Raw genomic sequence first — 23355 nt, forward strand, 5'->3', positions numbered from 1 at the left:
CATCGAATGACCGCCAGTGGAACCCCGACGCGTGACGCCCGAGGGCCCACGCGCCTCCAGATCATGTTACGCCAGCCGCTCGCGGCCGGCGTCGTTGCGCTGTGCGCCGGCGCGGCGCTGTCGCTCGGCGTTGCGCTGCTCGTGCGCGAGCAGTGGCAAGGCGCCGTCCATACGCGTTTCGAACGCCGCACGTCGCACGTGACGGCCATGCTCCGCCACGAGCTGCAGTCCGGCGTCGCCGTGCTCGAAGGCGCGCGCGGCGCGTTCAGCCTCGTCCCGGACATGACGCCCGAGCAGTGGCGCCGGTACGCGGACACGCTCGACCTCGACAGCGGCCGCTCGCCGGTTCGCCAGATCGGCTATGCGCCGCTGCCGCCCGCGACCCGCACCGCGCTCGCCGGCACGAACCCGATGCCGGCCGGCACGCTCGCGACTGCGGTGCTCAGCGCGCCCGCGTCGAATTCGCCCGTCGTGCGCTTCGGCGCATCCGACGCGGCACCGCTCGCGCGCGCGCTGCAGACCGGCGACATCGCGCTCGGCGTCCACCCGGCCGACGACGACACATCCCGCGACGCCCGCACCTTCACGCTGTTCGTGCCGGTCGCCGCGTCGCCGCATGCGGTCGCCCCGCCGTCCGGCACGCGCGACACCGCCGCCGACGGCGTGCTGTTCGCGGCGTTGAGCCCGCGTCGCCTGATCGAGCGCGCGCTCGACGCGGAACGCGGAATCGACGTGTCGATGACCGACGGCGGCGACCGGCGTGCGATCGTCGCCGTCGAAACGACGACCGACGAGGCGTCGGCATCGCCCGACCTGATGCGGCGCACCGACGAGCTGAGCTTCGGCGGCACCGTGCTGACGCTCGCCTATTCCGCGGACGGCCGCCCGAGCGCAACCGGCGCGCAACGCGCGGCCGGCACCGTGCTCGCCGCCGGGCTGATCGCGTCGATCGCGTTCGCGATGCTCGTCCATGCACTGCTGCGCCGCACCGGTGCCGCCGATTCCGGTGCGAGCAGCCGCGGCATCCTCAACGAGGCGCGGATGATGGGCATCATCCGTTCGTCGATGGAAGCGATCATCACGATCGACGAGAAGCAGACGGTCGTAATCTTCAATCCGATGGCCGAGCAGGTGTTCGGCGTGTCCGCGATGGAAGCGATCGGCGCGCCGCTGTCGCGTTTCATCCCCGAACGGTTTCGCGCCGCGCACGCGAAGCACGTCGACCAGTTCGGCGTGACGGGCGTGTCCGAACGTCAGATGGGCCGCCAGCGGGTGCTGTTCGGGCTGCGCGCCAACGGCGAGGAGTTCCCGATCGAGGCGTCGATCTCGCAGATCCGCGACGCGTCCGGCAAGCTCTACACGGTGATGCTGCGCGACATCACCGAGCGGCAGCGCGCGGAGAATGCGCTGAAGCTGTCGCGCGAGGAATTGCGCGAACTGTCGGCGAACCTGCAGAACGTGCGCGAAGAGGAAAAGACCCGCATCGCGCGCGAACTGCATGACGACCTCGGCCAGCAGCTCACCGCGCTGAAGATGGATCTGTCGGTGGTCGAACAGCAACTGCGCGTGCCCGGCCGCGCGCTGCCCGACGAGGGCGTGCTGTCGCACCTGCAGGGCATGCGGCGGCTGATCGACGCGACGGTCGCATCGGTGCGGCGCATCGCGGCCGACCTGCGGCCCGTGATGCTCGACGATCTCGGCCTCGTGCCGGCGATCGAATGGCTCGCGAACGATTTCACGAACCGCTACGGGATCGACGTCGAGCGGCACATCGAAACGGGCGGCCTCACGTTCACCAGCACGGGCGCGACCACGTTGTTCCGGATCGTCCAGGAAGCGCTGACGAACGTCGCGCGCCATGCGGATGCGACGCGCGTCGCGCTGCGGCTCGACGTGGAGGAAGGCTACTGCGTGTTGCGCGTCGCGGACAACGGCCGCGGCTCGGCACCCGGCGGCCCGGCCCACGAAGACAAATCGTTCGGCCTGATCGGCATTCGCGAACGCGCCCACATGCTGGGCGGCACCGTGACGATCGACACCGCGCTCGCGCGCGGTTTCTCGATCACCGTCGCACTCCCGCTCAGCACCGTACAACAGGAAACGCTCATCACATGATCAAGGTGCTCATCGCCGACGACCATACGCTCGTACGCGACGGTCTGCGGCACATCCTCCAGAACGCCACCGGGTTCGAAGTGGCCGGCGAAGCCTGCGACGGCCCGTCGACGATCGCGCTCGTGCGCGCCACGCCCGCCCAGGTGCTGGTGCTCGACCTGTCGATGCCGGGCCGCAACGGCGTCGAGCTGATCAAGCAGATCAAGGACGAGAAGCCCGCGCTGCGCGTGCTCGTGCTGACCATGCACGCGGAGCAGCAGTACGCGGTGCGCGCGTTCCGCGCCGGCGCGTCGGGGTATCTGACGAAGGAAAGCGCGAGCGCCGAGCTGGTCGGCGCGGTCACGAAGGTGGCGTCGGGCGGCGTCTACGTGAGCCTCGCGATGGCCGAGCAGTTCGCGCAGAGCCTGAACGAGCCGGCCGAGACGTTGCCGCACCAGCGGCTGTCCGATCGCGAATTCGACGTGTTCCGGCGAATCGCGGCAGGCCAGACGCTGACCGAGATCGCCAACGCGCTGTGCGTGAGCGCGAAGACGGTCAGCACGTACAAGACACGGATCCTGGAAAAGATGCAGATGCCGCACGAAGCGGCGCTGGTGCGCTACGCGATGCGGCACAAGCTGCTCGACGAAACGGACGACGTCTAGCGATGTCTGGCCGCGGATGGCGTGCGCCGCCCGGTCGCGCGCCGTGCGCCCGGCCGTGGGCGGCTCACCACGCCTACTTCGCGGGCACCGGGCACGCGAGATCGCCTTCCTCGCACGACAGATAACCCTTCAACGTTTCGGTTCGTGCTTTCGTCAGATCGTCGAGGCAGGTCGACACGACCATCGGATACGCGCTGCCGCCCTCGGCGTTCGCGCTGGAGAAGCTGCATTCGGCATCGCGGTATGCGATCCACGCACGCTGCGCGTTCACGAGCTTGTCGGCGAGCGGCCGCGCATCGCGCAGGCGCGCGGTGACGGCCTGGTAGATCCGGTTCAGTTCCCCGTCGGATTTCCTGTACGCGCGATCGGCGCATGCCGTCATCGCCGCCTGGTCCGTCGCGTCGGCACAATTCGCCTGTGCATGGGCGACGTTCGCCGCCAGCGCCAGTGCGCACAGCAGGCCGGTCAAGACACGCATGGATGCTCCTTGTTGTTCGTTGAAGTCGTGGAACCCGGTGCCGGGCCTGTCGTGCTGTCGCGCATCGGCCGCCGTGCGGCGGCGATACCGATCGCGATGCTAGCGCACGCGCGCCGGCTTGTCAGCCGGCATCGCAGCGCCCGCGACGGCTTGCATATCGTCCCCGCGCACCTACACTGGAAAATCGATACGCCGCTTCAGGCCCGCGCTATCGCATCCATCCCGTCTCCGCTTCCGCGCATTCCTCAGCGCATTTCGCGTTCGCATCGCCGAGCGGGGTGACGACTCGTCAGTCAGGTTCCTCCACCCGGCCCAACGTGCTTTCGCCGTCGCTCCCTGGAGGGAATCATGAGCTATCACCTGGAAGGCCGTCTGCTCGAGGTCTGCAACTGTCGCGTACTCTGCCCGTGCTGGATCGGCGAGGACCCGGATTTCGGCGTCTGCGACACGATCGTCGCATGGCATGTCGACCAAGGCACCGTCGACGGCGTCGACGTGAGCGGCAACACGATCGCCGCCGTGTGCCGCGTGCCGGGCAACATCCTGCAAGGCAACTGGACGGCCGCGATCTACGTCAGCGACACGGCATCCGACGCGCAGGAGCAGGCGCTGCTGAAGGTCTACACCGGCCAGGCCGGCGGCCCGATCGCGGAACTCGCGAAACTGATCGGCACGGTCGTGTCGATCGAACGCGCCCCCATCACGTTCAACGTCGAAGGGGCACGCGGCACACTGTCGATCGGCACCGACTACCACGCGGAACTCGAGCCGTATCTCGGCCCGAGCGGCGCGCAGACGACGCTGACCGACACCGTGTTCTCGACGGTACCCGGCGCACCGGTGTTCGTCGGCAAGGCGCCGGTCTACCGGTCGAAAAACGCGGCGATCGGCATCGACGTCGATCTGAAGAATCACAACGCGCTGCAGAGCACGTTCCTGTTCGACGCGTGAAGCGCGATTGCACGCCCACGGTCATGGCCGCTTCGCTGCATCGGCGCCTGTTTCCGCTCGTGCTCGCGAGTCTCGTCGCGTTCGCGTGGCTCACGCTGTGGGCATGGACGCGCAGCCCGTACGGGCGGTACCTCGACCACGGCGACAGCGCATTGTCCGCACCGTTCAGCGCGCTATGCCGCGCGCTGCCGGGCGGCACGCTGTGGCTGCCGGCCGCGTTCGACGCGGCCGGCTGGACGCTGATGATCCTCGCGATGATGCTGCCGACGACGTTGTCGCTGTTCGATGCGTTTGCCCGCGTCGTCGCGAGCCGCCCCGACCAGACGCGCCTGCTCGCACTCGTCGGCATCGGCTACGTCGCCACGTGGAGCGGTTTCGGCCTCGTCGCGCACGGCCTGCACGGGCTGGTGCTGGCAGGTGTCGCGCGCGTGCCGGCGCTCGCGTGGCGCGGCTGGCTGATCGGCGCGGCCGTCTTCGCGCTCGCGGGCGCGTTCCAGTTCAGCGGACTGAAGACGCATTGCCTCGATCGTTGCCGCACGCCGTTCAGTTTCGTGATCAGCCGCTGGCGTGGCCGCACGCCGATGCGTCACGCGTTTGCGCTCGGCGTCAGCCACGGGCTCTTCTGCGTCGGCTGCTGCTGGGCGCTGATGCTGCTGATGTTCATCGTCGGCACCGGCAGTCTCGGCTGGATGCTGGCGCTCGCCGCGTTGATGGCACTCGAGAAGAATGCGGCCTGGGGGCAGGCGCTCACCGCGCCGCTTGGCGCCGCGTTGTTCGGCGCGGCCGTGCTGATCGTTGCCAGCCACGCGTGAGGCCCGCGATGCGACCGCTTGCCTCCACGTTCGCGCTGCATGTCCGGCCGGGCATGCGCGTCGCCGCGCTGACGTCGATCGCGATGCTCGCGTTCGCGTCGAATTCGCTGCTGTGCCGGCTCGCGCTGCAGGCCGGACGGATCGACGCGGCCAGCTTCGGCAGCCTGCGTCTCGTATCCGGCGCGCTGATGCTCGCGATCGTCGCCCGCGCGGGTGCGCGCCGGCCCGCCCCGCCCGCGGACTGGCCCGCCGCGGCGATGCTGTTCGTGTACGTCGCGTGCTTCTCGTTTGCGTACCTGACCGTCAGCGCGGCCACCGGCGCGCTGATCCTGTTCGGCGCGGTGCAGCTGACGATGTTTGCGGCGGGATGGCACGCCGGCGAACGGTTTGCCGCGGCCGGCTGGGCCGGGTTCGGCGCGGCGCTCGGCGGACTGGTGTATCTCGTGTCACCGGGGCTCGCCGCGCCGACGCCGCGCGGCGCCGCGCTGATGACGGCCGCGGGCATCGCATGGGGAATCTATTCGATACGCGGCCGTCGGCCCGTCGATCCGGTCGCGGCGACCGCCGGCAATTTCTTGCGCGCCGCGCCGCTGGCGCTCGCGCTGAGCGCCGCGCTCGCCGCCCGCTTCCACGTCACGCCGGCCGGCGTCGTACTCGCCGTGCTTTCCGGCGCGCTGACCTCGGGCCTCGGCTACGTGCTCTGGTATGCCGCGCTGCGACACCTCACGGCGATGCGCGCCGCGGCAGTTCAGCTCTCCGTTCCCCCCATCGCCGCGTGCGGCGCCGTGCTGTTCCTGTCGGAACAGCCGACCTGGCGGCTCGCGCTCGCATCGGTCGCGATCCTCGGCGGTGTCGCGGCCGTCCTCGCGACACGCGCGCGCCAGGCGGGCAGCCGCCGCTGATGCGCATCGGGCGCAACGCTCTCGCGCCCGCCCCGACGATTCAGGCAGCCCAAATGCAAAACCCGCACACGGACACCGTGCACGGGTTTCGGAAGAGACGGCAAGCGCCGGGCGCCCTTGCGGGCGCTGCCAGGCTTAGTGGCCGAAGAACACCGACGAACGGTCGGTGGCGGCCGGCACCAGCACGCGCTGACCCGACTGCGACGTCCCGACAGGGTTCGAGCCGTAGCCCGTTGCGTCGGCTTGCGCGCCGGTGTTCTGTGCCGCGGCGATCTTCGCCTGCGCGGCCTGGATGTTTTCCGGGTAGTTGATCCAGTCGTTCGGGTTGTAGCCGGCCTTTTCGAGCTGGACCAGCTCGGCGCGCACTTGCGCGCGCGTCAGCGGCTGCTGGCTCTGGGCGAACGAAACGACCGGTGCGGCCACCAGGGCGGCCAGTGCAACTGCCTTGATCAGCGATTTCATGATGCATTACCTCCAGGATTGTTTTGTCAGGCGCTTCGGACTCGGGGTCGTTGCGCATGAGTAAAAGTCTAGGAGGCGGCTCTATCAGGGTAAATACTTAAATCACGAATTCACTGTTGACGGAAAACATACAATCGTCGCGGAATTCACTGAATCGTCAGATGATTATCGGCGTTCGCGCACCGAATGCCGCGATACGGTGCCCGGCGCGCCCCGCCGGGCATCAGCGCCCCGACGATGCCATCAGCCGGTCGAACAGCAGCGCCTTGAGGCGAATCAGGTCGTCGGCGCCGATCTCGCCGAACGCCGCGTGATGCAGCGTCAGCGCGGGCGCCGCCGGGTCGGCATGGACGGCCCGCACCGTGCCGTCGAGCGCCAGCAGCTCGACCCGGCCGCCCGTCGCGTACGGCAGCAGCACGCGCAAGGGCTCGCCGATGGCGGCAATCGGCCGGTCGACGGCAATCGACAGCCCGCTCACGCTGATGTCGTGCACCATCCCGATGCCTTCCGCGCCCTCCGCTCCGCCTGCGCAGCTGGCGGCGATCCGCACCGGCACGCGCGGCTCCGCGCGTGTGCGCAGGCGGTCGACGAAACCCGGGGGCGACAGGACCAGGAACCGCGCGCCGCCCGCCCCCTGCACCGACTCCACCGTCGCACCGAAACGCGACACCGCGGCACGGCCGATGGCCACCGCCTCGATGTCGTCGCCACTCGCGAAGTCGAACGCGGCCGCCGGCTGCGGCTCGACGAACAGTGCACCCGATGCGGCAATGCCGATCAGCCGGTAGCGCTGCAGCCCGCGGGTCGTGCCGACCCGGCGGCGGATGCCGATCGCGGCGCCCGCCGACAACCCCATTCGCGTGGCGTGCGGCACCGCGTCGGGCGCGCGCGGCGCGGTTTCGGTTTCGGCTTCGGTGTCGTCGCGCCGGCGTACCGGCCGGAAATGGTCGAACAGGAATGCATGCTGCACGGCATCGCGCAGCGTCGTGCCCGCCGGCAGCAGCGCGGCGCCGTCGGCATCGTAGAGATCGAAGGCGAGCGGGACACTGGCGGCGAGATCGTCGCGCGCGAGCGCGACGTAGTCGGAAAATAGCCTCATCGGAGAGGCGCGGAGCGACCGCGCGATCTGTCATGACACCATGATTACGGCAGCCGCGCGCGAAATCTGAACGGCTCCGTTACTGCGAAGCGCCGCTCGCGTCGGGAGCGGCCGGCACGGGCGGCTGGGCCGGTGCAGCCGAAGGCGCGGCGGCCGGTGCGGTACCGAGGCCCGAGCTGCCCCCGCCTGGCGTGCTCGCCCCCGCTGGCGGCTGAGCAGGCTGCGGTTGCGACGCGCCGGCCGACAGCGCGGCAGCCGACGCGGCCACTTCCGACGCCGGCACCCATTCCTCGACGATGCCACCCGATGCCGCCTCCGGCGCGGAGGCGGCCGAGGCGGCCGATTCCGTGCCGGTGTCAGCCTCGGGCGCGCGCTCCACCCGCTGCGTCCTGGCCGGCGCGGGCGCCTTCTCAGGCTTGGGCGGGAACCATGTGTCGAACAGATCCGTCACGCGCTCGCGCAGCGACGCGAACCAGCCCGGCGACGGCTCGGTATCGAATTTCGCCTTCGTGTCGACGATCCGGGCGCGCTGCGCACGCTGGAAGAAATCGCCGACGATCGGCAGCGCGCTGTGCGCACCCTGCCCCCAGTAATCGCTGCGCAACGTCACGCGGCCGTCGTCGAAACCGACCCACGCGCCGGCAACGAGGCCGGGCTGCATCAGGATGAACCAGCCGTCCGCGTTGTCCTGCGTCGTGCCCGTCTTGCCGGCCACGTCGCCGCGAATCCCGAAGCGCGTGCGGATGCTGCCGCCCGTGCCGCGCGTCACGACGTCGCGCATCACGCTGAGCAGCGTCTTGTCGGTTTCGGCGTCGAGCGCGCGCTCGGGCGGCGCCGGCGCGTATTCGGCGAGCACGTCGCCCTGGCGGTTCTCGATGCGCGTCACCATCTGCGGCTCGACATACAGCCCGCCGTTCGCGATCGTCGCGTACGACGCGACCATTTCCTTCAGCGTGACCGGGCTCGTGCCGAGCGCGAGCGACGGCACGCGTTCGAGCGGGCTTTCCCGCACGCCCATGTCGCGCGCGAGCCTTGCGACGGAGGCCGGCCCGACCTTCTCCATCACCTGCGCGGTGATCCGGTTGCGCGACAGCGCGACCGCGTCGCGCAGCGTCATCGGCTTGCCCGTCGGCGGCACGTCGTCGTTCGGCCGCCAGATCTCGCCGCCCTTCAACGGGATCTCGACCGGCTGGTCGATGAACGTGTCGTCCGGCTTCATCCCGTTCGCGAACGCGACGCCATAGACGAACGGCTTGAACGTCGAGCCCGGCTGGCGCCGCGCCTGGGCGACGTGGTCGAACGGCTCGCTGGTGAAGTCGCGGCTGCCGACCCACGCGCGGATCTGCCCGTTGCGCGGGTCGATCGCGAGGAAGCCGGCCTGCACGTCGGTCTTGGTCTTGCACAGCGCACGCATGAACCCGCGGTCGGCCGCGAGCAGCTTCATCGCGGCCGCGTCGTCCTTGCCGGCGTCCTGCGCGGCCTTGTACTCGGGCGACTCGCGCATGAAGGTGCGGAAGACCTCGTTGTCGGTGCCGCAGCCGTCGCGGCCGCTCCACGCGTTGTTCGCGATGCCCTGCAACTGGTTGCCCTGCAGCGTGAGCGCCTGCGTCGCCATCTGCTGCAACCGCGAGTCGATCGTCGTGCGCACGATCAGCCCGTCCGCGTAGATGTTGTAGTCGTTGCGGTCGGCCCACGCGATCAGCCATTTGCGGAGTTGCTGCGCGAAATGCGGCGCCGGCCCGGGCGGCTCCTTCTGGCGCTCGAAATCGATCCGCAACGGCCGGCGCTGCAATTGCGCGAACTGCGCGGGCGACAGCTTGCCGTACTTCACCATCTGGCCGAGCACCGTATTGCGCCGCTGCAGCGCGCGCTCGGGGTTCAGCACCGGGTTGTAGTAGCTGTTGCCCTTCAGCATCCCGACGAGCGTCGCGCTGTCGAGCACGTCCAGCTCGTCGGCGGACTTGTCGAAATAGGTGCGCGCGGCCATCTCGACGCCGTACGCGTTGTACAGGAACGGCACCGTGTTCAGGTAGGTCTCGAGGATCTGGTCCTTGCTGTAGACGGCCTCGATCTTCAGCGCGGTGATGGCCTCCTTCACCTTGCGCGTGAGCGTCGGCGCGCGGCCGATTTCGTCCGGATACAGGTTGCGCGCGAGCTGCTGCGTGATCGTCGAGCCGCCCTGGCGGCTGCCCGAGAACGTATGGAGCGCGGCCGATGCCGTGCGCTTCCAGTCGAGGCCGTGGTGCTCGTAGAAGCGGTGATCCTCGGTCGCGATCAGCGCATCGACCATGTGCGGCGAGATCTGCGTGAGCGGCACCCATTCCCGGTTCGACGGCTTGAATTCGGCCAGCAGCTTGCCGTCGGCGGACAGCACCTGCGCGGGCTGGTCGACACGCGCCTTGCGGATGTCGCCGATACCCGGCGTAAACGGGATGAGCACGACCACGTACGCCACGAACAGCGCCGGCACGGCGGCGCCCGCGAGCAGCACGCCGCGGCGCGTAGGATGACGCAGGTGGTGCCACGCAACGGCGGCGAGAGGCTTGACCCTCGCGGCGGCGGCAGCCGCGACGGGTTGGGCGCGCGCGACCCATCTGGCACAGAAGTCACGCACTGACGACACGTTTCGGCGATTCACGCGGGTGGAGCTCGGCTGAAAAGGGTGCATCGTACCAAACTCGCGCGGCCGGCCGAACCGCGACGGCGTCGCGCCCGCCTGCGCGGGCGGCCGGGTGCCGGCTCACACGCAAAAAAGGCGCGCGCTCCCTGACGGGAACGACGCGCCAAGCCTGGTACGACAAACGGGAAACCGCGCAACGCGCGGCCGATCGGCGCGGCGACTCAGCGCACGAGAAAACCGTAGGTCAGCGGATCGCGCTCGTCGACGATCCAGTTCGCGAACCCGCAGATATGCGCGCTGCCTTCCACTTCCGGAATCACGGCCGGCATCCCGCCGACCGTCGTTTCGCGCAGTACGCGCCCCTTGAAGACCGTGCCGACGATCGATTCGTTGACGAGCGTGTCGCCGGCCGCGAGCAGCCCGCGCTGGTAGAGCTGCGCGACCCGGCCGCCGGTGCCGGAGCCCGTCGGCGAGCGGTCGACCTCGCGATCCGCGAACACGCAGCAGTTCGCCTGCGTCGAGCCCGGATGGCGCGGCGCGTTCGCGATGATCGTGCCGTAGATGTGGTTGATTTCCGGAATCTCCGGATGCACGACCGGGTATTTCGCGTTCGCGGCGGCCTTCACTTCCGCGCCGAAGCGGATCAGCCTTTCCACTGCCGCTTCGCGCACCGGCAGGTCGAACGGCGCGCCGTCGACGTAGAAATAGAACGCGCCGCCGTACGCGATGTCGCCGGTCACGGTGCCGAACGACGGCGTCTCGACCGACACGTCGCGCTGCCAGATGAACGACGGCACGTTGACGAAGCGCACCGGCCCCGCATGCTCGCCGTCCCACTTCACGAACGCCTCGATGAAGCCGCACGGCGCGTCGATGCCGACCCGCGTTTCCGGCACCGTGCGCTGCACCCAGCCGAGCTCGACGGCGGCGGTCGACAGCGCGATCACGCCGTGCCCGCAATGGTCGCTGTAGCCTTCGTTGTGCACGAAGATCACGCCGAAATCGGCATTCGGCGACACCGGCTCGGTGAGGTAGCCGCCGTACATGTCGGCGTGGCCGCGCGGTTCGAACATCAGCGCGCGGCGGATCTCGTCGGCGTTCTCCTTGAGCCACGCGCGGCGCTGGACGATCGTGTCGCCCGGCAGTCTCGGCAGCCCGCTCGTGACGATGCGGAACGCTTCGCCGCCCGTATGCACTTCGACGGTGGAAAGGGATCGGGAAATTTTCATGGTCGATCGGATGCGTGGAAACGAAGGACGGCGGTCGCGCCGCCGTCCGGTGACAGGCTTGTGCGGCGCCTGGTGCGTCGCTGGGTCGCTTACTTCGCGTACGGCTCAGGCAGGCCGTTGCGGATCACGTAGACGGTCGTCGGCGCGCCCTTCAGGTCGCCGTTCGCGTCGAACGAATAGGTGCCCGCGACGCCCGCGTAGTTCGACTTCGCGAGCTGCGCGATCAGCTTCGCCTTGTCGGTGGTCGTACCGGCCTTGACCATCGCGTCGGCGAGCAGCTTCATCCCGTCGTAGTAGTTCACGCCGTAGACCTGCGTATCGGTGTGATACGTGTCGTGGTACTTCTTCAGGAATTCGCGGCCGGCCGCCGTCTTCTCGAGCGCGACGCCGCCCTGCGCGCAGTAGACGATCGATGCCGCGTCGCCCGCGACCTTGCCCATGTCGGCCGAGCAGATGCCGTCGCCGCCGAGCAGCTTCGCGCGCAGGCCGCGCTGCTTCATCTGCTTGGCCATCGGCGCGCCCTGCGCCGCGTAGCCGCCGAGGAAGATCACGTCGGGGTTGCTGGCCTTGATCTTGGTGAGGATGCCGAGGAAGTCGGTGGCCGACGAGTTCGTGTATTCCTGGTCGACGATCCTGATCCCGTTCGCCTTCGCGACGTTCATGAACTGTTCGGCGACGCCCTGCCCGTACGCGGTGCGATCGTCGATCACGGCGGCGGTTTTCGCGTTCAGCGTCTTCGCGGCGAACGTGGCCATCGTGCCGCCGAGCTGCTCGTCGCTCGCGCCGATCCGGAAGATGTTCTTGAAGCCCTGTTTGGTCAGCGCCGGGTTCGATGCAACCGGCAGCATCGGCACGCCGGCATTCGAGTACACGCGCGATGCGGGAATCGCGACGCCCGAGTTGTACGGGCCGAGCACCGCGACGACGCCCTTGTCGACGAGGTTCTGCGCCACCTGCACGCCCGCTTTCGGGTCGGCCTGGTCGTCGTCGGAAACCAGTTTGAACGTGACGGTCTTGCCGGCGACCTTGATGCCGGCCTTGTTGAGTTCGTCGACGGCCAGCCGCGCGCCGTTTTCATTGTCCTTGCCGTTCGCGGCCTGCGGGCCGGTCAGCGGCGCCGAATGGCCGATCATCACGACTTCCTGCGCGTGCGCGGAAGTCAGCGCGCCGGCGGCGATGGCCACCGAAAGCGCGGTAACGAGGTGTCGCATGATGTCTCCTGATTGGTTTTGTGTGAAACCAATGTAGGACACGCGTGGTCACCGCGCAAGCAATTTCAAAATAAAGTGTTCGATTCTGGTCATTTTTCAGACCAGAACGATTTCGACGCGGTCACTTCGGCGCGATGTCGCGCCGCACGCGGCGGATGTGCTGTTCGACATAAAACGCCGCCGCATCGGCGTCGCCCGACACGATCGCCTCGTAGATCAGCCGATGCTCGGACACGTAGAGCCGGATCCGGCCCGCGTCGTAGATGCCGTCGTCCTTCAGCCGCTTCCACAGCGGCTGGTCCATCGTCTTCGCGACTTCGTCCGCGATCTTCACGATCAGCGGGTCGCCGGTCATCAACGCGAGTTGCCGGTGGAACAACCGGTCGCTCTCGTTCCACAGCGCCCGCTGATGCGGATCGTCGACGTCGGTAATGGTTTCCATCTGGGCCAGGTAGCGTTCGGCGCCTGCGTCGGCCCGGCCGTGCGCGGCCGCGAGGCGCGCGATCGCCGGCTCGAGGATCAACCGCACGTCGAGCGTCGACGTCGGGCTGAAATCGGCTTCGGACGCCTCGTGCGTGTCGCCGCGCTGCGCGAGCACGTCGAGCGGCGCCGCGACGACGTAGGTGCCCGAATTGCGCTTCGTGAACACGAGCCCTTCGTTCTGCAGCGCGCCGAGCGCTTCGCGCACGGCCGGCCGGCCGACCTGGAACAGCCCCGCGAGCTCGCGCTCGGACGGCAGCCGCGACTCGGCGGCGTAGCGCCCCGCGCGGATCTCGTCGCGGATCTTCTCGGCCACCTGCTCGTAGATCTGCAGCGGCTTGAATCCGCCTTCGAGTGAGTCGGGACGCGCGGACATCATCGTGTAGCTCCTGCCCGGTCGCGGGCGTGAATCTGGAATGGGTTCGCACTATACCGGAGCACGCCGGCATCGAGGCCAAGGCAGCCCTTCTGGACAGATATTAGAACCAAAAACGGCGAGACGCTTTATTTTCTGGGTTGCGGGCAGGCCAGAAAGTGGTATAGATTCGATCCACACTGCCCTGTGCCACGGTATCCGGCAGCTTTGTGGCGGGCGCGGCATGCGCCCGTCGTCCACGCTCACCGACGCATGCGACGTACACGATGACCGCGCTTTCCCCGATTCCCGTTTTCGATGCGGCCGACACGGCCGCGCTGCTCGACTACCCGGCGCTGCTCGCCACGCTCAGGCAGGCCGTCGCCGACTATGCGGCGGGCGAGATCGTCAGCCCCGAGCGCCTGGTCGTGCCGCTGCAGGCCGGCGGCGTGATGCTGTCGATGCCGTCGAGCGCGCGTGACCTCGCGACCCACAAGCTCGTGAACGTGTGCCCGGGCAACGGCGCGCGCGGGCTGCCGACGATCCTCGGCCAGGTGACCGCGTACGACGCGACCACCGGCGAGATGCGCTTCGCGCTCGACGGCCCGACGGTCACCGGACGCCGCACGGCGGCCATCACCGCGCTCGGCATCCAGGCGCTGCACGGCGCCGCGCCGCGCGACATCCTGTTGATCGGCACCGGCAAGCAGGCGGCCAATCACGCGGAAGCGCTCGCGGCGATCTTTCCCGACGCGCGCCTGCACGTGCGCGGCAATCGCGCCGACAGCGCGGCGGCATTCTGCGCCGCGCACCGCGCGCACGCGCCGCATCTCACACCGCTCGACGGCGACGCGGTTCCCGATGCGATCGACGTCGTCGTGACGCTGACGACGAGCCGCACGCCCGTCTACCGCGAAGCCGCGCGCGAAGGCCGGCTGGTGGTCGGCGTCGGCGCGTTCACCGCGGACGCCGCGGAAATCGACGCGAACACCGTGCGTGCCAGCCGGCTGGTCGTCGACGATCCGGCCGGCGCCCGCCACGAGGCCGGCGACCTGATCGTCGCGCAGGTCGACTGGCAGCAGGTCGCGTCGCTCGCCGACGTGCTGGGCGGCGCATTCGACCGTACCGGGCCGCTGCTGTTCAAGAGCGTCGGCTGTGCGGCGTGGGATCTGGCCGCGTGCCGAACCGCGCGCGATGCGCTGGACGCGCGCCGGGCCGGCTGATCCGGCAGGACGACCCGCCCGCCCCGCACACGGCACGTCACACCGGGGCCGCTCCGGCGATTTCCCGTACGCGTTGTAGGAATCGCCCTACAACGCGTCGCCGCGGCCTACATCAACTTCCAATTCGGCCGATTTCATTTTCGGCGGCACAACACGATACTGCCGGCATGAATGCCAGCCAGTTGCCCGCCGCGCTCCGGGTGTTTCTCGTCGATCACGCCGTCGCCGTCCGACAGCGGATCGCGCTGCTCGTCGGCGCGATCCGCGGTGTCGCCGTCGTGGGCGAGGCGGAAGACGGCCAGGACGCGTGGACGCACATCCGCAGCAGCCAGGCGGATGTCGTGATCGTCGACCTGCGGCTGGCGGACGGCAGCGGCCTCGACCTGATCGGGACGCTGTCGAAAGCCGCGCCGCGCATCGTCACGATCGTGCTGACGAATCACTCGGCGCCGGCATTCAGAGAGGCATGCGCGTCGGCCGGAGCCGACTATTTCTTCGACAAGACCGTCGAATTCGACGCCGCATGCCGCGTCATCGAATCCCTGGTGCACGCTCGCGTGCACCACCCCTGACGAGCCGGAGTGACTCATGTCCACAGCCACCGCCTGCGCCGCCGACGTATCCATCACGCCCCGGCCGACGATTCCGCTTCGCGCGGTCACGCGTGCCGACGCCGCCAAGCATCCCGCCGCGCGCTGCTCGGCGTGCGCGATGCGCTCGATGTGCCTGCCGCCGCAACTGACGGCCGCCGAATACGGCCGCCTCGACGCGATCATCTGCACGACCCGGCAGGTGCGCCAGGGCGACGCGCTGTTCCGCACCGACGATCCGTTCCAGAGCATCTATGCGGTGCGCGCGGGTTCGTTCAAGACGGTGATGATGCATCGCGACGGCCGCGAACACGTGACGGGCTTCCAGATTGCCGGTGAAACGCTCGGGATGGACGGCATCGGCAGCGGCCAGCACTGCTGCGACGCGATCGCGCTCGAAGACAGCGTCGTGTGCATCATCCCGTTCGGCGCGCTCGAAGCGGCGTGCCGCGAGATCAAGCCAATGCAGCACTTCCTCTACCAGATGCTGAGCAGCGAGATCGTCCGCGAATCGAGCCAGATGCTGCTGCTCGGCACGATGTCGGCCGAACAGCGGGTCGCGCAATTCCTGCTGAACCTGTCGTCGCGCTTCGAGGCACGCGGCTATTCGGCGACGGAATTCAACCTGCGGATGACGCGCGAGGAAATCGGCTGCTATCTCGGGATGAAGCTCGAAACCGTCAGCCGGATGTTCTCGCGGTTCCATCGCGAAGCACTGGTCGAAACGCGCGGCAAGCGCGTGCGCATCATCGACTCGCAAGCGCTCGCCCGGGTCTGACCGGCCGCGCCGACGCCCGGCCGCCGGCGCGGCATCGCGTGCGATGCCTCATTGCGCCGGGCTGCCTGCCGCCGCATCGCGCAGCCCCACCCTCGCACCGCCCGCCTGGCATGCGATCAGCGCCTGTTCGGCCTGCTTGAACGCGCGGCGAAGCGTGTCGTCCAAATCGTCGCCGACACACGCCGGCAGCAGCCAGCGCGACGTGTCGTGCATCACGAGGTCGAGCCGCACGTCGAACCGGCGCGCGCCATCGGCCGCGGCACGCGATTCGATGGCGAGGTGGCAGCCGCCGATCAGCGCGCGGAAGCGCTCGAGCCGCACCAGCAGCGCGCCGGCTTCGGCTTCGATCGCGGCGGTACCCGCGAATCCATGGCAGGCGATCTGCATGCCCACGCCCATGTCGTGTCTCCTGACGGGGCCGCCCGCTCGTCGACCGCCTTGCATATGCCGCCCGCATCGAAATGCGGCGGCAGGTGTTGCCCGTGGCACGGCGCGATTTCTTCGATCGCTGCCCGGCCGATAGTCTGCCCGCGCCTTCGTCGGCGCGGGATCGTTCATACGTTGAAGGTCTGTGACGCCTTCATCTCGATCCACGTCATGCCTGCCCGCAGCCCTTCGATCATCGCCTCCCGCTCGGTCGGATACGCATGGCTGTGCTCGAACGTATGGTGAAAGCGCGCGGCACCGGCGCCATGCTCGACCGACACGCGGCAGCGGAATTCGCCCGATTCGCACGGGCGCGTCTCGACTTCGACGGACCAGTCGCGTTCGTGAATATTGCCCTGCAGTGTCATGCACCCTCCTGCTGTATCCGTCTCAGAGCCGGAAGTGGCCGCTGTGCAGCAGCACCGGCCGGCCGCCGATTTCCTCGAGCATGCGTCGCGCCATCGCCTCGATCGCCGACCGGTGCGCGTCGAATGCGGCCAGCAGGTCGCGTTCGAGCAGCGACGGCGCGCCGAAATGATCTTCCAGCGCCTCGGCCGTGACCGCGCACTGCACGCAACGTCCGTCGACCAGCGCCGAAAACGCCACGACCAGATCGCGTGCGCAATATTCGGGCGGTTCCGGCGGGAAGGCAATCTGCATCTGTCCGCCTGTCATCGTCGTGATCGCTCCATGACAAGAGCATAGTGGCGCGCGCGCCTCCACGCTTGACCCACGTCAACGGGTTCGCTGCGCCGCACGATGGACGGCGGCAGCGTGCCGCCGCGGCTAGCGACGACACGCTCGCTCGCTTTCAACCCGCCTTCAACCGACGCTCAACCCGCGTCGGGCTCGATCGTCGCGCCGCGTTCCGCGAGCAGTTCGCGCAGCACGCTGCGGTGGCAATGGCGTTCGTCGTCGCAATAGCAGCCGATCGAGAACGCGGTGGTCGCCGACAGCGCCGCCAGCAGGTCGAGCACCTTCGGCGCATCGCCATGCGCCATCTCCGCGCGGAAGTGACGCCGGAACGCATTCCACTCGGCGTCCGTTTCGGCGGCCTGCGCCTGCGCGACGAGTTCCGGGCTCGGCGACAACGTCGGCAGCCATACATCATAGTAGTTGCGCGACGCGAATTCCGCCTTCGGCACGCCGCGCGGCGGCCGCCGCACCGTGCCGATCCGCAGGCCCTCGCCGGCCGCGCGCGGCGAGCCGAGCTGGATGATCCGGATGCCCATGTCGCTCCTGTTCGTGTTGCGTCCGATTGCGTGATCGTACCGCCACGCCTGCGCCCGCGTCAGCCGGGTGGCGGACATTGCGGCCGCACAACGAAAAACCGGCTGCCCCCTTGCGGGAGACAGCCAGTTCGGCCAGCCGCGCGGCGCGCCGGGGCGCGCCGCGATCAGACGCCGCTCTTCAGCACCTTGCCGATCGCATCGGCCACGATGGCGACGTTCGAGTCGTTCAGGCCCGCGACGCACATCCGGCCCGAACGCAGGATGTACACGCCATGCACTTCGCGCAGCGCGTCGACCTGCGATTCGGTCAGGCCCGTGTACGTGAACATCCCGCGCTGCTTCACGTAGCGCGTCAGTGCCTCGCCGCTGACATGGTCGCGCAGGCCGTCATGGATCGACTGGCGCATCCGCGCGATGCGGCGGCACATCGCCGCCAGTTCCTCTTCCCACTGCTTGCGCAGCGCCGGCGTGCCGAGCACGGCGGCCACGACCTTCGCGCCGTAGGTCTGCGGGTTGCTGTAGTTCGAGCGCACGGCGCCGGCCAGCTGGCCGAGCACGCGGTCGGCCGCCGCGGCATCCTCGCAGACGACGCTCAGGCCGCCCACGCGCTCGCCGTACAGCGAGAAGTTCTTCGAGAACGAGTTCGCGACCAGCGCCGACACGCCGCGGCGGGCCAGTTCGCGCACCGCGAACGCGTCCGCGTCGAGGCCCGCGCCGAAGCCCTGGTAGGCCATGTCGACGAACGGCAGCAGCCCGCGCGCCTCGATCACGTCGATCAGCTTCTCCCACTGGCCTTCGTCGAGGTCGACGCCGGTCGGGTTATGGCAGCACGCGTGCAGCAGCACGATGCTGCGCGCCGGCAGCGCGTCGATCGCCGCGAGCATCGCGTCGAACTTCAGGCCGCCCGTCGCCTCGTCGTAGTACGGATACGTGTTCACCGTGAAGCCGGCGCGCTCGAAGATGAAGCGGTGGTTTTCCCAGCTCGGATCGCTGAGCCACACCTGCGAATCCGGGAAATAGCGCTTCAGGAAATCGGCGCCCACCTTCAGTGCGCCGGAACCGCCGAGCGTCTGCAGCGTCGCGATGCGGCCGGCCGCGCGGGCCGGGTGATCGGCGCCGAACACGAGCGCCTGCACGGCGTCGCGATACGCGGCGAGGCCGACCATCGGCAGGTACGGCTTCGCGCCGAGGTCGCGCTGCAGCGCGGTTTCGGCTTCGCGCACGGCGCCCATGACCGGAATCCGGCCTTCGGCGTCGAAGTAGATGCCGATGCTCAGGTTGACCTTCTGGTCACGCGGATCTTTCTGGAAGTTCTCGTTGAGCGTCAGGATCGGGTCGCCCGGGTACGCGTCGATGTGTTCGAACATGGCTTGAGTCTGTCTCGTTTGGAAGAATGATCGGGCCGGCCTGCGTCAGCGTGCGGATGCGCCGTCGTGCACCGCATAGCCTGCATTCTTCTGACGGAAGCGATACCCGACCGCGAGCACCGCGAGCCATACCGGGATCAGGTACACCGACAGGCGGAGATCCGGCGTCAGGTACATCACGACGAGAATGCCGGCCATGAATGCCAGGCACAGGTAATTCGTGAAAGGATAGCCCAGACTGCGGAAGGAAGTCTCCTCCCGGGCCGCACGCTTCGCCTGGCGGAACTTCAGGTGGATCAGCGTGATCATCGCCCAGTTGATGATCAGTGCCGACACGACGAGGCCCATCAGCACCTCGAACGCCTTGCCCGGCATGAAGTAGTTGACCAGCACGCACACGCCGGTCGCGAGCGCCGACGCGCCGAGCGCGGCGAGCGGAATGCCGCGCTTGTTCACCGAGCACAGCACCTTCGGCGCATTGCCCTGCTGCGCGAGGCCGAACAGCATCCGGCTGTTGCTGTACACGCCGCTGTTGTAGACCGACAGCGCGGCCGTCAGCACGACCACGTTCAGCACGTTGGCCACCAGGTTGCTGCTCAGCGCATGGAAGATCAGCACGAACGGGCTGCCGCCGGTGACGACCTTTTCCCACGGATACAGCGACAGCAGCACGGCGAGCGCGCCGATGTAGAAAATCAGGATCCGGTAGATCACCTGGTTGGTCGCGCGCGGAATGCTGCGCTTCGGATCGTCGGCCTCGGCCGCGGTGATGCCGATCAGCTCCAGCCCGCCGAACGAGAACATGATGGCGGCCATCGACATCACGAGCCCCGACACGCCGTTCGGGAAGAAGCCGCCGTGCTGCCACAGGTTACGGACGCTCGCCTCCGGCCCGGCATGGCCGCTCGCGAGCAGCCAGCCGCCGAAGCCGATCATGCCGACGATCGCGGCGACCTTGATGATCGAGAACCAGAATTCCGTCTCGCCGTACGACTTCACGCTCGCCAGGTTGAGCAGGTTGATCGCGACGAAGAACACCAGCGCCGACACCCAGGTCGGCACGCCGGGCCACCAGTACTGCACGTAGATCCCGACGGCCGACAGCTCGGCCATGCTGACGAGGATGTACAGCACCCAGTAGTTCCAGCCCGACAGGAAGCCGGTGAAGTGGCCGACGTACTTGTTGGCGAAGTAGCTGAACGAGCCGGCGACGGGCTCGTCGACGACCATCTCGCCGAGCTGGCGCATGATGAAGAACGCGACGATGCCGGCCACCGCGTAACCGAGCAGCACGGACGGGCCGGCCATCTTGATCGTCTGCGCGATGCCGAGGAACAGCCCCGTGCCGAGCGCGCCGCCGAGCGCAATCAGCTGGATGTGCCGGTTCTTCAGCCCGCGCTTCAGGCCGTCGCTCTCGTTTCCAGAAACCATGTCTTCTCCACTCTGTCCGCCTCCGCCTGAAGCGGGGTGCGGTGCGCCTCGGTGTGCCGGGCGCTGTTTTGCTGTGCCGGGGCCGTTCGTGGAGCCGCCGGGTTGGGGACTGCAATCTTCGCGTGGCGGCGCCCGATTCGCGTCGGCGTCCCCGCCAGACCGGCCGCCGACCGTCGCCGCGCCCGCCTTGCTGCGATCGCACACGAAAATCCGGCGTCAGTTTAGCGTCGCGACGGCGAAATCGGGTTTCGTAACCCGTTCATGCAAACCCTACATTATGAGATAAGATTGCATCCAGGAGACGGATGAGGAAATAAAAATGCATGAACCGGTTCTGGATCGCCTCGATCGGCACTTGCTTGCGATCCTGCAGGAGAACGGCCGCGCGTCGAACCTCGATCTGGCGAAGGCGGTCGGCCTGTCGCCCGCGCAGACACTGCGCCGCCACCGGCGGCTGGAGGAAATCGGCGCGATCCGCCGCTACGAAACCCGGCTGTGCCCCGACACGCTCGGTTTTGGCGTCACCGCCTTCGTGCACGTGACGATGGAGCGCGGGCATATCCGCGACCTGTCGAAGTTCCAGAAGCTCGTGTCGGATCTCGCGCAGATCCAGGAGTGTTTTTCGGTGACGGGCGATATCGACTACGTGCTGAAGGTCGTCGCACGCGACCTGAAGGGGCTGTCCACGTTCCTGCTCGAGACGCTGATGCGCATTCCCGGCGTGAGCGGCGTGCATTCGAGCGTGTGCCTCGACGAGATCAAGTGCACGAGCGCGATGCCGGTGGAAGGCTGAGGCCAGCGGGCGCCCCAGCGACCGGCCACTCGCCGAGCATGAACATCTCGATACCGCGTCACAAGCTCTCGCCGTTGTGCAACGATTATCGTGCATCCCTGTTGGAGAAATGCATCGATCATCGCTTTCCCCATGCCTCCGCCGCCACCCGTGATCAGGGCGGTGCGCCCCGCCAGTGTTTCGTCCACGAAGTAGCTATCCGATTCGGTGCTCATCGCGTCATTTCGACGAGGCATTGTCATCCCATGGATCTCGTGATTTGACGTATGACCCAAGACATCGAACGAAATTGTGATTACCCAACTCGTCCAAGGCTGCCTTGAGGTCGGCGTCCGCGGCGTGCCCATCGGCGTCGACGTAAAAGCTGTACTCACCAAAAATATTGCCCGTTGGTCTGGAGACGATGGACACTAGATTGATGCCCCTGGATGCAAAGCAATTCAGTATTTCGCTCAACGAGCCTGGACGATTCTTCGCGTCTTTGATGAGTATTGATGTCTTGTAGATCCGCCCCGCGTGCAAACTACTCAAATCATCGCGCGACAGCGCGATGAACCGCGTGGTATTGTTGAGACGATCCGTTACATTCTGTATCTCTATCTCGGTGCTTCCCGGTTCGTAAGAAATGCTGGGGACTATCGCGCCGCAGGGCTGTGAACTTTCCATTAAGCGATTCATAGATTCACTATTGCTTTGCGTGGTCGTGATATGAACATTTTTCAATGAATTTATAAATCTGGAGCATTGTCCGTGTGCGACAAACTGGACGTACACCTCGCTTACCTCAGAAAGATCTGAGCATTTGGAGATGAATGAAAATCGTACAGGCAACAAGTGTTCCCATACGATAGTCAGATCATGGCGCTCAATGTTTCCGAGCACCAAAGGTATACAGCCTTCTGAAAGATTCTCGATCGGGACGACGCAGTAGGCGGCACTTTCGTCAAATGCAGAGAAAACTTCGTCGATTGAAGGTTGATATTCTATTTCGAAGGCACCTTCCTGCTCCGAAGCGAAGATTCTTGATGCCGCCTCGGAAAACGTCCCGCGAGGCCCCAAAGTGATGATTTTTTGACTCATGCCAAAGTGATTGTCAATAAAGGTTTCAAGCTCCGAACCCGTTGCGCCTATTCGGGTCAAAAGTCCTTTTCTGGCCACATCTTGTAAGTCCGGGTCGGAATCCATACCATTTCTTTGCCAATTATCCTCAACGCACATCGAGCCGCGTCGTCGGGATGCGGCTCCGTTTCGAACATTGGGCGACCATGCCAATATAGCGGCAATTGCTCATTCCACATCACACAATGAGTGCAATATTCAAAATGGTTGCATCGGTTTGCGAGCTTGGATCGATCGCCCGGATCGACATAACCGAGAGAAGGTACGTCCGTGATGAGCTTTTTCTGCAACAACATACCGCCGCTGGCGCAACTGTGGATATCGAGCATAATCGAGCCCGCATCCCGGCGAACGGAAAAGCGGGATCCGTGCGCATGCAACAGTTTCTGCAGGACCGAAAGCAATTCCTGGCTGGACATCGCAGACCACGTGTCATAGGCCGGCTTGCTGAGCTCGGCGGTTTTCCACAACAAGCGCATCACCGGCGCAACACCCTCGCGGCGGGCGATAGCGAGCATCTCTGCCATCGCCGTCACATATGCGTCGTGCAACGCCATCCACGCGTTCCAGGCTGCCTGAACACGGCTCCGCGCCACCTCTATTTCGCCCGCCGCCAACGCGGCGCCGACCTGACTGAACTTGCCTTCGTACCAGATTTTCGTCAAACGCCAGAGCTTCGAGAGGCAATCGGGAATCTCGGTCAGCCTGGTAAACGGACCGAGCAATGGCGTGGCCGAATCCAGTGTCACAATGCCCAATTCGCCGGCCGTCGCGAGAACCTTCGAATGAACCCGGCACAGCTCACCCACCTCGGGTACAGGCAGGACGCTATCCCCGGCCAGCACCTTCAGCATGTCGCCCAGCAGAATCGGATAGCCCTTCATCAGCACGTAGGTGCTGGCTCTTGGCCTGTGCCACCAGTTCCAGTTCCGACGCGGCGTGCACTTCAGCCAGCCTGAACAATAGTTCTTCCGTGGCGCCGCGCGAAGGCCCCTCATTGGCATGCACAGTCATAAATCCATCCCGCGCTTTCCGTTG

At 67.2% G+C, this 23355-nt stretch carries 24 protein-coding genes; 9 read left to right on the forward strand and 15 right to left on the reverse strand.

The genetic code is table 11. The features are described from left to right. Positions 1-6: 6 nt before the first annotated feature. Together VK92_RS00915 and VK92_RS00920 are read left to right on the forward strand one after the other, a co-directional pair. On the forward strand, positions 7-2115 hold the full coding sequence (locus VK92_RS00915; protein ID WP_048023033.1) for a PAS domain S-box protein: 2109 nt from the start codon (positions 7-9) through the stop codon (positions 2113-2115). Continuing rightward, a complete protein-coding gene (locus tag VK92_RS00920) occupies positions 2112-2759 on the forward strand; it encodes a response regulator (protein WP_006483707.1) in 648 nt (215 codons plus the stop codon). Before VK92_RS00915 ends, VK92_RS00920 begins: the two co-directional genes overlap by 4 nt. Before the next feature lie 73 nt (positions 2760-2832). Here VK92_RS00920 and VK92_RS00925 read toward each other — a convergent pair whose 3' ends face one another. Further along, a complete protein-coding gene (locus tag VK92_RS00925; protein ID WP_021159155.1) occupies positions 2833-3237 on the reverse strand; it encodes a lysozyme inhibitor LprI family protein in 405 nt (134 codons plus the stop codon). A gap of 348 nt (positions 3238-3585) precedes the next feature. Between VK92_RS00925 and VK92_RS00930 the strand changes: the two genes are divergently transcribed. The 3 genes from VK92_RS00930 to VK92_RS00940 are packed head-to-tail and all read left to right on the forward strand — an operon-like array spanning position 3586 to position 5902. Further along, a complete protein-coding gene (locus VK92_RS00930; protein ID WP_048023034.1) occupies positions 3586-4188 on the forward strand; it encodes a DUF1326 domain-containing protein in 603 nt (200 codons plus the stop codon). Between the two features lie 23 nt (positions 4189-4211). Continuing rightward, positions 4212-5000 carry a DUF2182 domain-containing protein gene (locus VK92_RS00935; RefSeq protein ID WP_048023036.1) on the forward strand — a complete coding sequence of 263 codons (789 nt, stop codon included), beginning with the start codon at positions 4212-4214 and terminating at the stop codon, positions 4998-5000. 8 nt (positions 5001-5008) lie between these two features. Further along, positions 5009-5902 (forward strand): DMT family transporter, encoded by an 894-nt coding sequence (locus VK92_RS00940; RefSeq protein WP_048023038.1) that lies wholly within the window; start codon positions 5009-5011, stop codon positions 5900-5902. Between the two features lie 135 nt (positions 5903-6037). Here the strand turns inward: VK92_RS00940 and VK92_RS00945 are convergent, their stop codons facing one another. The 6 genes from VK92_RS00945 to VK92_RS00970 all read right to left on the reverse strand — a co-directional run bounded on the left by VK92_RS00945 (position 6038) and on the right by VK92_RS00970 (position 13382). Next, entirely contained in the window at positions 6038-6364 is a 327-nt protein-coding gene (locus VK92_RS00945) for a DUF4148 domain-containing protein (protein WP_021159159.1), read from the reverse strand. Between the two features lie 223 nt (positions 6365-6587). Beyond that, positions 6588-7463: a PilZ domain-containing protein gene (locus VK92_RS00950; protein ID WP_048023040.1), complete on the reverse strand. Its 876-nt coding sequence runs from the start codon at positions 7461-7463 to the stop codon at positions 6588-6590. A 79-nt stretch (positions 7464-7542) separates the two neighbouring features. Then, positions 7543-10131: a penicillin-binding protein 1A gene (locus VK92_RS00955; RefSeq protein ID WP_048023042.1), complete on the reverse strand. Its 2589-nt coding sequence runs from the start codon at positions 10129-10131 to the stop codon at positions 7543-7545. 173 nt (positions 10132-10304) lie between these two features. Further along, on the reverse strand, positions 10305-11312 hold the full coding sequence (gene lhpH / locus VK92_RS00960) for a trans-3-hydroxy-L-proline dehydratase (RefSeq protein WP_021159162.1): 1008 nt from the start codon (positions 11310-11312) through the stop codon (positions 10305-10307). A gap of 89 nt (positions 11313-11401) precedes the next feature. Next, positions 11402-12523, reverse strand: a complete 1122-nt coding sequence (locus VK92_RS00965) for a branched-chain amino acid ABC transporter substrate-binding protein (protein WP_048023043.1) — start codon at positions 12521-12523, stop codon at positions 11402-11404. 121 nt (positions 12524-12644) lie between these two features. Beyond that, positions 12645-13382 (reverse strand): FadR/GntR family transcriptional regulator, encoded by a 738-nt coding sequence (locus VK92_RS00970; RefSeq protein ID WP_021159164.1) that lies wholly within the window; start codon positions 13380-13382, stop codon positions 12645-12647. A gap of 263 nt (positions 13383-13645) precedes the next feature. Here VK92_RS00970 and lhpI point away from each other — a divergent pair, with 263 nt between their 5' ends. The 3 genes from lhpI to VK92_RS00985 all read left to right on the forward strand — a co-directional run bounded on the left by lhpI (position 13646) and on the right by VK92_RS00985 (position 15949). Continuing rightward, positions 13646-14581 (forward strand): bifunctional Delta(1)-pyrroline-2-carboxylate/Delta(1)-piperideine-2-carboxylate reductase, encoded by a 936-nt coding sequence (lhpI, locus tag VK92_RS00975; RefSeq protein WP_048023045.1) that lies wholly within the window; start codon positions 13646-13648, stop codon positions 14579-14581. Positions 14582-14748: 167 nt separating this feature from the next. Then, positions 14749-15153 (forward strand): response regulator transcription factor, encoded by a 405-nt coding sequence (locus tag VK92_RS00980; RefSeq protein WP_021159166.1) that lies wholly within the window; start codon positions 14749-14751, stop codon positions 15151-15153. 16 nt (positions 15154-15169) lie between these two features. Then, positions 15170-15949: a helix-turn-helix domain-containing protein gene (locus VK92_RS00985; protein ID WP_021159167.1), complete on the forward strand. Its 780-nt coding sequence runs from the start codon at positions 15170-15172 to the stop codon at positions 15947-15949. Positions 15950-15997: 48 nt separating this feature from the next. On the opposite strand, the gene VK92_RS00990 is transcribed toward VK92_RS00985, so the two are convergent. From VK92_RS00990 to VK92_RS01015, 6 genes are all read right to left on the reverse strand, one after another. Then, positions 15998-16348: a hypothetical protein gene (locus tag VK92_RS00990; protein ID WP_021159168.1), complete on the reverse strand. Its 351-nt coding sequence runs from the start codon at positions 16346-16348 to the stop codon at positions 15998-16000. A gap of 155 nt (positions 16349-16503) precedes the next feature. Beyond that, positions 16504-16743 (reverse strand): hypothetical protein, encoded by a 240-nt coding sequence (locus VK92_RS00995; RefSeq protein WP_006479066.1) that lies wholly within the window; start codon positions 16741-16743, stop codon positions 16504-16506. A 22-nt stretch (positions 16744-16765) separates the two neighbouring features. Further along, a complete protein-coding gene (locus VK92_RS01000) occupies positions 16766-17050 on the reverse strand; it encodes a DUF1488 domain-containing protein (RefSeq protein ID WP_042974849.1) in 285 nt (94 codons plus the stop codon). A gap of 158 nt (positions 17051-17208) precedes the next feature. After that, positions 17209-17607, reverse strand: a complete 399-nt coding sequence (locus VK92_RS01005) for a DUF488 domain-containing protein (protein ID WP_048023166.1) — start codon at positions 17605-17607, stop codon at positions 17209-17211. A 164-nt stretch (positions 17608-17771) separates the two neighbouring features. Next, positions 17772-18974: an amino acid aminotransferase gene (locus VK92_RS01010; protein ID WP_048023046.1), complete on the reverse strand. Its 1203-nt coding sequence runs from the start codon at positions 18972-18974 to the stop codon at positions 17772-17774. Positions 18975-19019: 45 nt separating this feature from the next. Beyond that, positions 19020-20405 carry an amino acid permease gene (locus tag VK92_RS01015; protein ID WP_021159173.1) on the reverse strand — a complete coding sequence of 462 codons (1386 nt, stop codon included), beginning with the start codon at positions 20403-20405 and terminating at the stop codon, positions 19020-19022. A gap of 319 nt (positions 20406-20724) precedes the next feature. Here VK92_RS01015 and VK92_RS01020 point away from each other — a divergent pair, with 319 nt between their 5' ends. Next, on the forward strand, positions 20725-21198 hold the full coding sequence (locus VK92_RS01020; protein ID WP_021159174.1) for an Lrp/AsnC family transcriptional regulator: 474 nt from the start codon (positions 20725-20727) through the stop codon (positions 21196-21198). Between the two features lie 219 nt (positions 21199-21417). Here VK92_RS01020 and VK92_RS39310 read toward each other — a convergent pair whose 3' ends face one another. Together VK92_RS39310 and VK92_RS01025 are read right to left on the reverse strand one after the other, a co-directional pair. Continuing rightward, entirely contained in the window at positions 21418-22383 is a 966-nt protein-coding gene (locus tag VK92_RS39310) for a prephenate dehydratase (protein WP_165589150.1), read from the reverse strand. Beyond that, positions 22335-23201 carry a hypothetical protein gene (locus tag VK92_RS01025; RefSeq protein ID WP_048023049.1) on the reverse strand — a complete coding sequence of 289 codons (867 nt, stop codon included), beginning with the start codon at positions 23199-23201 and terminating at the stop codon, positions 22335-22337. The genes VK92_RS39310 and VK92_RS01025 overlap by 49 nt, the downstream gene beginning before the upstream one ends. Between the last annotated feature and the right edge of the window lie 154 nt (positions 23202-23355).

The sequence above is a fragment of the Burkholderia sp. LK4 genome (assembly GCF_001043615.1).
In the GTDB taxonomy this organism is placed as follows: Bacteria; Pseudomonadota; Gammaproteobacteria; order Burkholderiales; family Burkholderiaceae; genus Burkholderia; species Burkholderia cepacia.